We start from the raw sequence: 14,754 nt of genomic DNA on the forward strand, positions 1-14,754 counted from the left end.
GATTAATGTGAGGAGGAGTATGTTTGAAAAAAACATTGCTTAGTTGTTTATTGGTCGTTCTTGTATTCTTTGGCGTGTCGTTTCCAGTCCATGGTCAAAAAGGGTCTCAAGAATTGATCGAACGGTGGTCAGATCGGGCGCTGTTTGATGACTTGAATGAGAAAAAGGGTGTCCATGCTTCCATGTCTTATGATGAATACGCGATTTTGCTTGGTAATTTATTCGGAATCAGTACGGATGATGTTTACAAAGCTTATGAATCAATTTCTAAAGATTTTAATAAGAAATCTGTTATCAAGCAGGAGGCAGCCGCAAAAATGATCGATTCATTGCTTCCACCTCAAGTACAAACAAACTTTGGTAAGGAGTTAGAGTCAGACCGTCCACTCAAGCGTTTAAATGCTCTTCAAATGATGGATTCTTCTATTGAAGCTTTCTATCATAATGAAGGGAACTACAAGGGAGAATCCATCCAAGGAAATGCTTGGATCAACGCTGCAAATGTAACGCTTACCGAAACCATAATTAAAGGCGATTTGTTCATCACTGAAGGAGCAAGTCCAGGAAACATTCAATTAGAGGATATTCAGGTATCTGGTACTGTTTATATTGAAAAATCCGTTCAGAACAGCGTCATTTCGAGGAATTCTACTCTCAACCAAGTGATTATTTATAATGCAAACGAAAAAGCGTCCGATTGGTCTTTGGTTTGGTCAGATGAATTCATGTCAGAAAAGATTGATCAGACGAAATGGACGTATGATACAGGAAACTGGATTGTCGATGATAATGGAGATGGCATTTCGCCCGGATGGGGGAATAATGAGCTTGAATATTACACAGACTCAAGTGATAACTCCTATATTGAAGATGGCAAATTAGTCATTGAAGCCAAAAAGGAAGAAGAGCCAATCACCGATAAATTTGGATCCTATGATTATACTTCCGCAAAATTGAAAACTAAAGGATTATTTAGTAAGAAATACGGAAAATTTGAAGCAAAAATGAAACTACCTGAAGGGCAAGGATACTGGCCCGCCTTTTGGATGATGCCGGAAGATGAAGTATATGGCGATTGGCCGACATCTGGGGAGATCGACATCATGGAAGCGGCAGGGAAAGAAACGAGTGAAATTGGTGGGACGATTCATTATGGAGAAGAGTATCCAAATAACACCTATCGAGGCAGCGAGTATCACTTCAAAGAAGGAGAAGATTATACAGATTTTCGTACGTATTCGATCGAGTGGGAACCAGGTGAAATTCGCTGGTATGTCGATGGAGAACTCTATCAGACTTTGAATGACTGGTTCAGTAAAGGGACAAATCAAGGGGATAAATATGCTTATCCAGCACCTTTTGATCAAGAATTCTATATGATATTAAATCTGGCTGTCGGTGGATGGTATGGAGGAAATCCTGATGAAACAACGGAATTCCCAGGTAAAATGGAAGTAGATTACGTAAGAGTGTATGAATTGACAGGAAGAGATTATCGAGAGCCTGTAGAGCCAGTTTTGGAAAAAGAAGAGCTTCCTGAAGATGCCAAACAACCATTAGAAGATGGAAACTTGATCTATGATCAAGCTTACGAAGAACCTATTACCGTGGTAGCTCAGCCAGAGGATTCACTTCATTCAACACTTTGGAATTTTGTAAAACTACCTGATTTTCAGGGGGATGGAACGATTTCAACAGACAATTTTGATGGATTTACTTTTGCAAAGACGGAAATTACTAATGCAGGGAATGCTTTGTGGTCGCTGCAACAGATTCAGAAGTTAGCGATCCTTCAAGGTCACACCTATCAAGTAACGTTTGATGCTAAATCGAATACTAGTCGGAACATCATGACGAAAGTTTCTGGTGGAGCGGAAAGAGGTTACGCCAACTATTCTGGCGAAAAAACGATGCAGCTGAGCGATCATGTACAATCGTACGAATATACCTTTACTTTGAATCAAGACACAGACTTAGGAGCAAGGCTTGAGTTTAATATGGGCAGTAATGGCACCGCGCCTGTCTGGATAGGAAATGTTCGTGTCGAAGATATCACTAGTGATCAGGAAGGCAATCAACCGAAGCCTGCCTTAGGCGATGGAAACCTGATTTATAATGGTACTTTCGATCAAGGAGATATGACACGTATGGATTATTGGGAGCTGGTACTCCTAAACGACGCCTCTGCTGAAGCTAAAGTTTCAGAGGCTGAAAGGGAGCTTGAAATCCATCCAGTACAGGAAGGGAATACTCTTGAAGATATCCAGTTCAAGCAAATAGGTATTCCATTAAAGCAAGATCAGGAGTATGAATTAACTTTTCAAGCTCGAGCAACGGAAGATAGAAGCATGCAGGTTGAACTCGTGAGTAAAGATGGTCAAACAAGTTATTTAACTGCTCAGGAGGTTCATCTAAATGAGGAGATGAATTCTAATACGATAACGGTTCAAATGCCGGCTGATAAGACCGATGGAGAAGCGCAGCTTTTATTTGAAGTTGGCGGCCAAAGCGGAAATGTGTATTTGGATGATGTTAGGCTTGTGCAAACATCGAACCCAGTAGATCTACATCCTTTACAAAACGGGGACTTTTCCAATGGGATGGAAGCGTGGTCCGAATATATCCACTTTGATGCTCAAGCAAAAACATCCATCGTTGATGAGATGCTGCAACTAGATATTGATCAGGCAGGTAATGAACAATGGAGTGTTCTCATTGAGCAAAAGGACATAGAATTGAGTAAAGGAAATACGTACAGTCTTTCTTTTGATGCCAAGTCGAGTCTTCCAAGAGACTTTGAAGTTACAGTCGAAAATGCAGCTTATCAGCGCTATTTTAGTGACTTTATTTCTGTAAATGAAGACATGCAACACTTTGAATTTGAATGGGAAATGACAGCGGATGATCTAACCTCTCTTAAACTTTTAATGGGTAATTTTGCCGACAAGCACCAAATTGTAATTGATAATGTAATGCTTGAGGTAAAAAATACAAATGAAAATACGGAATAACAACAAAATACGACTCCTTAACGAGTCGTTTTTTGTTGGTAACTTTTGTTTTACCAATCTTTTTGCATCAAAGGGTTTGAGGAGAGCTTACATCTTGCCGCCCCACCAGATACCCTAAGAAATTAGGGTGTCTTACTATTACTGCCTCTCCGGACATCCTATTACACAACTCACCATATCCCCATCCGTAGGTTCATATCGAATCTCACGGCCCTTTAGAGAATTTTTACGTCACGATATGTATACTCGTATATCAGAACCTCCGATTTCAAATTCTTGATCGCCAATTGCTTCATTAGACTTTCCTGCCATAAAAAATTCCTTCTATTCTTGTTATCGAAAGTGGAGGAAGGTTTAATTTTAATTTGGCTAAAAAATGGCTAACTTAAAATAGATACAGAAAAATGTGTATAAATATTCCAGTGTATAATTAATTCTAAAACATTGTCATTTCAATAAAAATATATGGTCAAAAACCTGCAAAAACAACACTCAACGATTTCCTAAACCGAAACTTATACAGTAAAAGCAGCTTCTTATTACAAGATGCTGCTTTTTTCACTTTACACGTATTTTTCTTGATTTAAACAATCAATATGTATATGATTACATTATAATAGAATTTAATTTAAAACTTAATATTAACTACCCCGTTTATTAACGGGTTCCTTCGGGGTCGGGTGAAATTCCCAATCGGCGGTGATGAAGTGCATACTTCTTAGTCCGTGACCCGTGCGGTTTTTAGTGCAACTAAGACTTTCGACATTAAGGCTTGGCGATAAGCTAAGTTTTCTAAAACCAAGCGGTGGATCTGGTGAAACTCCAGAGCCGACAGTTATAGTCTGGATGGGAGAAGGAATTTTTCAGGTAGTACGCATGTTTTACTAAAAATGACTAGGCAATGTTATTTGTTATTTGTGTATTCATTTTTAATCAAACATTTTGAAGATGCGCTATACTAAAAAAATTCTACCCTTATGCCTCTGAAGCTTATTCAGGGGCATTTTTAATTGGTTACGATAGGGAGGATCAAGAGATGAACGATGAATATTATATGAAATTTGCTTTAAACCTTGCAAGGTCAGTATCTGGCCAAACAAGTCCTAATCCTCCGGTGGGATCTGTAGTTGTAAAAGATGGTGAGATGTTAGGGTTTGGTGCACATTTAAAAGCTGGTGAGGCACATGCAGAGGTTCATGCGCTGAACATGGCTGGTGATAAAGCAAAAAGTGCAACGATTTATGTCACACTTGAGCCTTGCAGCCACCATGGCAGAACACCGCCTTGTGCTGACCTTATTGTTGAAAAAGGAATCAGTCGAGCAGTTATAGCTGTTACGGATCCGAATGAAAAAGTAGCTGGACGTGGGATTGAAACGCTGCGAGCAGCTGGTATAGAAGTCGAACTTGGTGTCGCGGAAAAAGAAGCAGCAGAGATAAACAGTGTTTTTTTCCACTATACAAATACGAAAACACCATATGTCACGATGAAGTCCGCTGTTAGTTTAGATGGCAAAACGGCCACTGTAACTGGTGACAGCAAATGGATAACTGGAGAAGCTGCAAGACTCGATGTACATCACTATCGACATACACATGATGCAATTCTTGTTGGTGTAGAAACTGTTATTGCTGATAATCCGAGTCTTACAACGCGTATCCCAAGTGGTGGGAAAAACCCAATACGAGTTATTCTGGACACATCACTCCGTACACCTTTAGATGCTGCTATTTTAAATGATCAGCAAGCAGATACATGGCTTTTTACCGGGAAGGATGTCACAGAGCAAGATATGGCACCTTTTAAAGAGAAAAGTGGAATAGATGTTATCAAAATGGAACGATTAACAATTGAAGATGCACTACTTGATTTAGGATCTAAAGGAATAATGTCTTTGTTTGTGGAAGGTGGAGCTACGGTTAATGGTTCTTTTTTGGAAGAACGGCGAATTAATCAATTGATAACCTATATGGCGCCGAAGCTTATTGGTGGTAAAACAGCTCCAACTTTCATTGAAGGTAATGGATTTCAATCGATGGCAGATACATTGTCACTTGAGATTAAGCATGTAGAAATGATTGATAAGGATATAAAAATTATTGCGGAACCGCGAAAGGAAGAAGCAGATGTTTACAGGAATAATTGAAGAGCTGGGCACCGTCAAAGAAATGAAACATGCTTCTGAGCAGTCGGTGGAAATGACGTTAAGTTCAACTAAAATTATGGAAGATGTTCATGTTGGTGACAGTATTTCAGTTAATGGAATTTGTTTAACGGTCACGAATTATTCTTCAAATGATTTCCAAGTTGATGTCATGCCGGAGACAATTAAGTCTACTTCATTAAATGTTTTAACAGAAGGTTCAAAGGTAAACCTGGAGCGATCAATGGCGGCGAATGGCCGGTTTGGTGGACACTTTGTATCTGGCCATGTTGATGGTATCGGAAAAATCACTCGGAAACAAAAGCAGGAAAATGCTATTTATTATGATATAGAGATTCCGGAAGAACTAGCGAAATATTTCATGATGAAAGGCTCTGTTGCTGTAGATGGTATTAGCTTGACTGTATTTGATGTTGGGCAAAGTACATTTACGATATCACTTATCCCGCATACAGTAGAAGAAACTATTCTAGGTGATAAAGATGAGGGTGATGTTGTAAATATTGAATGTGACATGCTCGCAAAACATGTACAAAATCTACTTAATCATCAATTGAACGATCATAATAATGGTTTTAATCAAGCATTCCTAAATAGAAATGGACTCATTTAAGCGAAGGAAGTGGAGAATATGTTTAACACAATAGAGGAAGCGATAAAAGATCTACAAGCAGGAAAACCAGTAATCGTAGTCGATGATGAGGATAGAGAAAACGAGGGGGACCTTGTTGCCTTATCTGAAAAGGCTACACCAGAAGTAATCAATTTTATGATAACCCATGCTAAAGGATTGGTGTGTACATCAATCAAGGCGGATTTGGCTAAAAAAATCAACCTGCCTATGATGACAAGTCAGAGTAGTGATCCATTTGGAACTGCTTTTACCGTAAGTATTGATCATGTCGATACAACAACTGGTATTAGTGCGGCAGAACGTTCCAAGACAATTAGAGCATTGCTTGATTCGGGTGTCGGTGCTGCTGATTTTAAACAGCCTGGTCATGTATTTCCACTTGTTGCTAAGGACGGAGGCGTATTGACTCGTTCTGGTCATACAGAAGCATCGGTTGATTTAGCAGCGTTAAGTGGGTCGTTTCCTTCAGGTGTGATCTGTGAAATTATCAATGAGGATGGAACAATGGCACGCGTTCCTGATTTGAAGCAAATGGCTGAGAAATTTGATCTTAAATTCATAACAATTGAAGATTTGAAGGCTTTCCGAAAGCAGAATGAAGTTCATGTAACTCGTGCTGTTGAAACAATTTTACCTACTGAATTTGGGATATTTAAAGTATACGGCTATACAAACGATCTTGATGATAAGGAGCATGTTGCGCTTGTTAAAGGTGATATTCATTCTGATGAGACGGTGATGGCAAGAGTTCATTCAGAATGTCTGACTGGCGATATATTTGGTTCTTACCGTTGTGATTGCGGACCACAGTTACACGAAGCCTTGAATAAGATTAATGACGCAGGTGCAGGTGTTTTAGTATATATGCGCCAGGAGGGCCGGGGAATCGGACTAATTAATAAACTTAAAGCATATCAGCTGCAGGATGCTGGAATGGATACGGTTGAGGCAAATGAACAGTTAGGGTTTGCACCAGACTTACGGGAATATGACTTAAGTGCACAGATTTTAAAGGACTTAGGTGTGAAAAAGGTGGATTTGTTAACCAACAATCCGAAAAAAATGACTGCACTTTCGTCGTATGGAATAGAAATCGGTGCGCGTATTCCAATCCAAACGGGCACACGAAAAGAAAACGAAAGATACATGCATACAAAATTTGATAAAATGGGCCACTTATTCAACTTTCATAATAACTAAAGGAGATGATTATAATGGGGAGAACGTTTGAAGGCAAGTTAGTAGGAACAGATTTGAAGATAGGAATAGTTGTCGCACGTTTCAATGATTTTATAACAAGTAAGTTACTGGATGGGGCTGTTGGAACGCTTCAAAGACATGGTGTACATGAGGAAAATATTGATGTTGCTTGGGTGCCAGGCGCATTTGAAATCCCTTTAGTTGCCCAAAAGATGGCGATGAGTAATAATTATGATGCTGTTATAACGCTTGGCACAGTTATTCGTGGCTCTACTCCACATTTTGATTATGTATGTAATGAAGCAGCAAAAGGCGTATCCAATGCATCAGTTCAATCTGGTAAGCCTGTAATCTTTGGTGTGTTAACGACCGAAACAATTGAACAAGCTATTGAGCGTGCAGGTACAAAAGCAGGGAATAAAGGTGCAGATGCAGCAGTAGCCGCAATTGAAACAGTAAATGTTGTGAGGGAAATTGAAGTTGACTGATAGCCGGCATCTGAATATCTTTGTAAGGGGAGATAGATATTAAATTTTTAGGGTACCAAATCTTAGGGTTAGGTGTTATCTGGATAGGTATGGCTTTCTTTTTCTCAGAAATGGATGAGGTAAGCAAGGTTATATTTTATATGGGAACATCGTGGCTATTATTTTTAATCATTATTTTTTTGAAGAAGATACTGAAAGGTCGTAAAGGTGACGAGGATTCAACAATAGGAAGGTAATGTTTATGCTCACTATCGAAAATTTATATAAATCATATGGCGATAAATTATTGTTTCAGGATGTTACATGTACGATTACACAAAATGACCGGATTGGGCTGATAGGCGTAAACGGCACTGGGAAGTCGACTTTTTTAAAGGTAATTGCAGGAATGGATAAACCTGAAAAAGGGACGATAAAACATGCAAAAGACTACCAAATTGAGTATTTGGCACAGGATCCGGAACTCGATCCGAATCTGACAGTAATAGAACAAATATATTATGGTGAATCAACAATAATGAAGGTTATGCGAGAATATGAAACAGCTCTTCAGGCCTTGGAACAAGACTCAGATAGTGAAAAGGCTCAAACACATCTGCTCAACATGCAACAGCAAATGGATGATCAGGAGGCATGGGAGGCTAACACTTCTGCCAAAACAGTTCTGACAAAGCTGGGAATTACTGACTTTCATAAGAATGTTACTGAATTATCCGGTGGGCAGAAAAAGCGCGTGGCAATCGCAAAAGCACTTATTCAGCCTGCAGATTTATTGATTTTGGATGAGCCGACAAACCACCTGGATAATGAAACAGTTGAGTGGCTTGAGAAGTTTTTAGTTACGTATAAAGGAGCATTGCTGCTTGTCACCCATGATCGTTACTTTTTAAACCGTGTGACAAATCATATATATGAGCTCGATAACGGCAATCTATATGTATATGAAGGCAATTATGAATTATTTCTCGAGAAAAAGGCAGAGCGTGAGGCTCTTGAGGCTAGTGATCAGTTAAAACACCAAAATACGCTGAGGAGAGAGCTTGCCTGGCTTAAACGTGGACCTAAAGCACGGGGAACCAAGCAAAAGGCACGTATTGATCGTGTGAATGACATGCAGGAAAAGAACTTTAATACCAGTAAACAAAATGTTTCTTTCCAAGTAGGCTCTACCCGTCTGGGCAAAAAGGTTATTGAAGTTCAGGGGATTGAGAAATCATATGAAGGCAAAAAACTAATAGCTGACTTTGATTATCTCATTGTACCTGGTGAACGACTTGGTATTATTGGGCCGAATGGTTCCGGGAAAACAACGTTATTGAATATCATGGCTGAACGCGTCCTCCCTGATCAAGGAGAAGTCGAAATTGGAGAAACAGTAAAAATCGGCTATTATACACAAGGTGAGGAAGAACTCGATACGAATAAGCGGGTAATTGACTTTATTAAGGAAGTTGCACAAGTAGTTCATACAAAAGGCGGTGAAGAAATCACTGCCGAACAGATGCTAGAAAGGTTCTTATTCTCACGTTCCGAGCAGTGGACCTATATTAGCAGACTTTCCGGCGGGGAGAAACGACGTCTTTATTTACTGAAAGTACTAATGACTGAGCCGAATGTATTGTTTTTGGATGAGCCAACAAATGATTTGGATACCCAAACGTTAGGAGTGCTTGAGGAATATTTGGATCAATTCCCTGGTGTTGTAATCACTGTTTCCCACGATAGGTATTTTTTGGATCGTGTTGTTGATCATTTACTGGTTTTTAAAAATAATGAATCCATTGAGCGTTATCAGGGGAATTACAGTGAGTTTCTGGAGCATGAAACAGAACAAAAAGAATCACACTCATCCGTTTCTGTTAAGGAGAAACCCAGAAGACAACAGAATCGGAAAAAGATGTCCTATAAAGATCAGAAGGAATGGGAAACAATTGAGGATGAGATAACCGAATTGGAAGCTGCAATTGAGGAGTTACAGGAAGGTATTAATAATGCAGGGAGTGACCTTGAAAAAGTACAAAAGTTCTATGAACAGCAACAGGAAGCTGAGGATAAGCTGCAGGAAAAAATGGAACGCTGGGAAGCACTTTCGGTATTAATGGAAGAAATAAAAGGAAAGTAAAAAATGAGATAGGACATAACTAAAACTTTCCACTTTAAAGCCGAATAATAACAGGATAGGATGTTTAGAACGTTGATTTTCATAAGTTGTATCTAATCCGTAGTGATATAAAATGCGACACATACTAAGATAACCGGTTGTAGTATTTAGTGTGGCTCTCTAACCACGCAGTTGGAATACTCGCTTTCCCTGGGCTCACCACGAGCCTCCTCGCTCCACAGGAGTCTCGCATATTCCAACTGCTGGTTTAAATTTAAAATTTTGTTATTATCCATCACAATAATTATTTGTTAATTTCTAGGGTGAAATAAGCATAGTAGCGTAGGAAATACATGGAGACTCCTGCGGGAACAGCAACAGCTGAAGATCCCACAGGAAGCGGTTTTTGCTTCCGAGGAAGCTGAAGCGTTGCCCGCGGAAAGCGGAATGTATTTCCGAAGCGGTGTCATCGCACATAAATTACTTTTCAAATTGTGTCGCAATTTAACGCTAAACAGCAACAAAAAAATCCGAACTGATTCGAATTCTATTTCAAGAATTTTGAATCATAGTTCGGATTTTACTTTGATCAAAACAATTTTGTCCAAGCCACATTTTTTGCGGTTAAGAAAGTATAAATACTTCCTTACTTCGACAATTGATCAATTTCTATTGTATCAACAATGCCAGTTCCGTTATCCCGTATGTTTGCTTTAAGCTTTACGTTATCTCCTGCTTGCAGGAATAAGGCTAGTGGTTCCTTTCCAGCATTAACGGTATAAATCGTCTGGTCATCTTTTAACAGGAATTGAATGACTTGACCTGTTTTCTGTGTTGTTGTTACTAATACACGGTTAACCTCTCCGCGAATAGTCTCAAATGCTGATTCATCGGATGCCTCGACATTACTTGGATCCTGAGCAAGCTGCAGCCGATATGCTTCCAATGTTTCTCTTGCTGTTTCCCCAAACACAACAAAGTCTGCATCGCCTGCTTTGATATATGCATACTGTTTGAATAAACCATTTGGGTCCAGTACGTTAACAACCCATGTTGGATTACCGTCAATGTTATAGAGTATCGGCATAGATCCGGTCCAGTTTTTCTCCGGATATTGTTTGTTTACGATTTCTTTTGCACCTTTACTGTCCATAATTCCATTGTTTTTCTTTCCATTGTAATAGGTTAGTGCACCTGTACGCGCATTTATTAGTGTATAACCTAAAGCAGAGTCAATATTTTCCCTCGGCGACGCCATATCGGTAAAGTAATACATATCTCCCTGTTCATCAAAAATAGGTGTTACACTGCTTTCAGTACCTGATTCATTCGGTATTTTTACATCTTTTTTACCAAAGAGAGAATTTAACCATCCATGGACATATTTACCGAAATACTCATTTTCATCTGTAGCAACATCAGAACTAACTGATCCATCGACAAACTCTGGCGCTTCATCTGTTTTGTATTTACTAACTTCACTTGTAACAGGGTCAACAATAGCAACCTGCAGATTTTGCATATCCGGTTTGTTCGTTATGCCGATTGGCTGATATAACGTTTGGACATACCATGGCTTACCATCTTCGTCTACTTCGATTTGAGCTTCACCGCTTGGAATATAGTTCGGAAAAGCACCATATATAGTACGTTGAACATTATGATTTAAGTAACTGGAATTGGTGTACTTCATGTTACTATCGATGAATTCAGGCTGAGCATTGATGTTGGTTGCAGATATGGTGAAAAATCCTTCCGTTTCTTTTCCGCGGAAATACTTCCAAAACCCTGTGAACTCTAGGGGAGCAACAAACTTAACTTGACCATCGATCTTTTGAACTTGTAATTTACCTAGATCGTAAAATTGTGTATTGGGAACAACGCCCATTGATTTTTGGATTTTATTACGCGCTACCTCAGGCGATACTGCTATTGGCGTAGAATCCTCATCCAGTGGTTTTGCTTCTTCAACATCTTTCTTTTCAATTGATTCATACGTGTCATCCAATGTAAGAATTCCTAATACGATTATGGTTGGAACAGCCAATACAGCAAGGATAATAATTAGCCCTAATACAGCTTCATATGTTCCTTTTGCCTTCTTTTGAAGTTTGGTGGAGGTCATTCCAAATACCAAAAAGATCCCTGCACCAGCTATTGCAATATTAGAAATTACCATATTTGGCACGGTAATTGGCAGCAGAATAAAGTAATTCATGATTCCACCGATTATAAATAGAACAACAAATACAATTCCTGCGATTTTACTTGTGACTACTTTTGATTTATTATTCTTGGCAATAATGATACCAGCTAGCACCACATATAATATGAATGATAAAATAGTAGTTGTTAAGATTCCTGTCATGATTTCAGCTCCTATGTTGTGATATGTTACATATATAGATACGGAATTAGATGAAATAAGTTTCATGATTGGGGCGTTATTTTTGAAAAAAATATATAGTGACATTCTGCAATTTAAAGGCACACATTACGATTTCGGACATAGACAGGGAGAACTTTTGAAAAACTCGTTAACGGTTAAGAATCGCAAGAAGCAATGGCGGGTGCGAAAACCACGTTTCATAATTGACATAAATGAAGTAAAGCAGGCTATAAAAAGGTTTGCTCCAGGGGTTTGGGATGAACTTGTAGGCATGCAGGATGCGCTTGAGTGGGACATGCAGGATATTCTTCAGGACTTTGGCGGATACAGGCTGGAATACGTTAAAAGCGGCTGTTCCATTTTCACAGGCAATGACTATATGATTCGCAATTATGATTATCATCCTAAAACGTACGAAGGCAGGTACACTATATTTCAGCCAAGTGATCATGGCTATGCTGTAATTGGTCCATCACAGCGAATAACGGGTCGGATGGATGGAATGAATGAAAAAGGTCTTGCTTTAGGCTATAATTTTATGCACCGTAAAAAGCCTGGTGACGGGTTTATTTGCAATATGATTGGACGGCTTATTTTGGAAAGCTGTGCGTATGTAAATCAGGCAATTTCGATGCTCAAGGAAATTCCACATCGTCACTCTTTTAGCTACATTGTGCTGGATAAAAGTGAAAAAACATTTGTAGTTGAAGCAACACCAAGAGGGGTGGAAGTGCGCCAATCAAATATCTGTACGAATCACTTTGAAGTAATGAAGGATGAGAATCGTCATCACTTGGATGATTCATACAAACGAATGGACGCTATTAGGGCACAACAACAGACTGCAACTGATGCCTATAAAGCATTTCGTATGCTGAACGATACGGACAAGGGTGTTTTTTCCAATCAATATAAAAATTGGTCGGGAACAATTCACACTGCTGCATATTTCCCGAAAGACCTAAAGGCCTGGTTCGCTTTAGGTGGTGATCGGGAACCTGTTGTCTTTGATTTCGCAGCATGGCTAAGTGGTGAAAAAATAACAACAAAACGTATTTTAGGGGAGGTTGACACCGATTTACCTTTTGTTCACATGGATGAAAACGCAAGATAAAGCTGTCATAATCTGTTCTATTCAAATAGGAGATAAGACAATTGGTATGCTTGAACAAGTATGAGTTAGCAGGACTAGCATAGCAGGAAATTCGAGCACACGAATATATTAGGTAAGCATACTGAGAAATCTATGATTATCACCCTTTACTATCCTCTTCACCACTCCTAGATGAACAATACATTATATATCCCAAATTACCACATAGAATCTTCTAGTCCACTTTACAATTATACAGAACATAGTATAATATAATCGGTCTTGTAGAAAGGTGGCAACTCCTAGGCAGATAACTACTTTCTTACTGCATTAGTTCAATTAAGGCTTTCGCCATTAAAGCTTGACGATAAGCAGGAATTGAATTTACATTTGAATTGATGATAGCTTTTACTTAAAATTATTGTATTATCCGGTGATAATGCGGTTGTAATCGCTATGGCGACAAAGGGGTTTACCAAAACATTAATTGTGCGAGTTCACGAAAAGCAGCCGTGGATAGCATGTAATTGGAGCTGGAATTCTTGCTTGGATTGCCGGGGAGATGAGCACTGAAGATGCATTCGTTATTGACTTATTTAATTTGCACCATGGTGCTTTCGTGTATGCTATAATGGCTGGACTCACTATTGCAACATTATTAACAGGCTATCTCAAAAACAATAAAGTAGCTTAGAAATCTCTATCTGGCAGAAACACATGTCGGTTTTCTTGACTCATGTTTAATTTAGTTAGTATTAAGGGAAAATAAGTATGTAATAATATATACAAAAGGAGGTTAACTTATAGTGAAGTTATTTCAGGTAAGGAAGGGTCAGTTTGTTTTTTACAAAAATGAACTTCATAAAGTATATTCGGTAAAGCCGATGTTTAAACAATCTGTCCACTTATATCGTTTAAAAGATATGCAGCAGATATTATCCAAAGCGAGCGAAATACATCCGTATAAACCAAAACATAAGGATACGTTTATTTTTTATGGTAAACGCTACACAGTTGATCAAAATAGAAAGCCTGAACCAGGGGATTATATTTTAATTGTTAAACCCGCCCCAGATTTTCTTGATCATTACTCATTAAATGAAATCGAAAAAGTCGATAATGTAGAAGATGGCAATGTAGTTACTACTAGAGATAATGGGGTAAAACATAGTGAATATGTTGTTATGGTACCAGGTAAAATGGAAGACAGTGAAGACATATCATATTATGATAAAGCGCTTGTATCTGAAGAACAACAACGAGAAGATGAATCTCCAGAGTTTCTGGCAGAAAAAGATAGTGAGATGAAGCCTGTTGTGGGTGACATTTATCTGGATAATCAAACTAATACAAAGGCAATGATTGTTGCAATGACAGAGAACGAAATAGTTTTCGGTCATGGCGTTCGGGTTCATGTTAGTGAAGTTTTAGATGAAGATAAATATAGATTAGTTTATCGATTTGAAGAAGATCTGTAGAAATTACTCCTGAAGGTAAAAATATACTTTCAGGAGTTTTTTACCAGTTAAGAATGCATAAATAATTATAAGAATTCCTTTAACAAATGCCAAGCTCTCTAATATTCTCTTATAGGAGATTCTGCAGTTTATGGGACTTTATACATACTTTATTATAGGCATATTTCAGTATTTTTACAAAAATATTACAGGAACA

At 38.6% G+C, this 14,754-nt stretch carries 10 protein-coding genes and 1 riboswitch; of the genes, 9 read left to right on the plus strand and 1 reads right to left on the minus strand.

The features are described 5' to 3' along the window. The first annotated feature begins 23 nt into the window (after window positions 1-23). The 6 genes from BMY13_RS16080 to BMY13_RS16110 all read left to right on the plus strand — a co-directional run bounded on the left by BMY13_RS16080 (window position 24) and on the right by BMY13_RS16110 (window position 9,619). A complete protein-coding gene (locus tag BMY13_RS16080; RefSeq protein ID WP_092505842.1) occupies window positions 24-3,011 on the plus strand; it encodes a carbohydrate binding domain-containing protein in 2,988 nt (995 codons plus the stop codon). A 662-nt stretch (window positions 3,012-3,673) separates the two neighbouring features. Next, a riboswitch (FMN riboswitch) is annotated at window positions 3,674-3,873 on the plus strand. Between the two features lie 174 nt (window positions 3,874-4,047). After that, a complete protein-coding gene (ribD, locus tag BMY13_RS16085; protein ID WP_092505844.1) occupies window positions 4,048-5,157 on the plus strand; it encodes a bifunctional diaminohydroxyphosphoribosylaminopyrimidine deaminase/5-amino-6-(5-phosphoribosylamino)uracil reductase RibD in 1,110 nt (369 codons plus the stop codon). Then, window positions 5,138-5,788: a riboflavin synthase gene (gene ribE / locus BMY13_RS16090; protein WP_092505846.1), complete on the plus strand. Its 651-nt coding sequence runs from the start codon at window positions 5,138-5,140 to the stop codon at window positions 5,786-5,788. Before ribD ends, ribE begins: the two co-directional genes overlap by 20 nt. Window positions 5,789-5,806: 18 nt before the next feature. Next, the gene (locus BMY13_RS16095) at window positions 5,807-7,009 is read left to right on the plus strand and encodes a bifunctional 3,4-dihydroxy-2-butanone-4-phosphate synthase/GTP cyclohydrolase II (RefSeq protein ID WP_092494333.1); all 1,203 of its coding nucleotides are present in this window, start codon (window positions 5,807-5,809) and stop codon (window positions 7,007-7,009) included. Window positions 7,010-7,023: 14 nt separating this feature from the next. Further along, on the plus strand, window positions 7,024-7,497 hold the full coding sequence (ribH, locus tag BMY13_RS16100; RefSeq protein ID WP_092505848.1) for a 6,7-dimethyl-8-ribityllumazine synthase: 474 nt from the start codon (window positions 7,024-7,026) through the stop codon (window positions 7,495-7,497). Between the two features lie 241 nt (window positions 7,498-7,738). Further along, entirely contained in the window at window positions 7,739-9,619 is a 1,881-nt protein-coding gene (locus tag BMY13_RS16110; protein WP_092505850.1) for an ABC-F family ATP-binding cassette domain-containing protein, read from the plus strand. A 625-nt stretch (window positions 9,620-10,244) separates the two neighbouring features. Here the strand turns inward: BMY13_RS16110 and BMY13_RS16120 are convergent. After that, a complete protein-coding gene (locus tag BMY13_RS16120) occupies window positions 10,245-11,966 on the minus strand; it encodes an ECF transporter S component (RefSeq protein WP_092505854.1) in 1,722 nt (573 codons plus the stop codon). Window positions 11,967-12,048: 82 nt separating this feature from the next. Between BMY13_RS16120 and BMY13_RS16125 the strand changes: the two genes are divergently transcribed. From BMY13_RS16125 to BMY13_RS16130, 3 genes are all read left to right on the plus strand, one after another. Continuing rightward, window positions 12,049-13,101 (plus strand): C45 family autoproteolytic acyltransferase/hydrolase, encoded by a 1,053-nt coding sequence (locus BMY13_RS16125; RefSeq protein ID WP_092505856.1) that lies wholly within the window; start codon window positions 12,049-12,051, stop codon window positions 13,099-13,101. A gap of 541 nt (window positions 13,102-13,642) precedes the next feature. Then, window positions 13,643-13,774, plus strand: coding sequence for a hypothetical protein (locus BMY13_RS19970; protein WP_281243731.1), 132 nt, complete (start codon window positions 13,643-13,645; stop codon window positions 13,772-13,774). Window positions 13,775-13,886: 112 nt separating this feature from the next. Continuing rightward, complete coding sequence (locus BMY13_RS16130; RefSeq protein WP_092505858.1) at window positions 13,887-14,558, plus strand: hypothetical protein; 672 nt, start codon at window positions 13,887-13,889, stop codon at window positions 14,556-14,558. Window positions 14,559-14,754 lie beyond the last annotated feature (196 nt).

This window comes from Virgibacillus subterraneus, assembly GCF_900110695.1.
GTDB lineage: Bacteria > Bacillota > Bacilli > Bacillales > Amphibacillaceae > Lentibacillus > Lentibacillus subterraneus.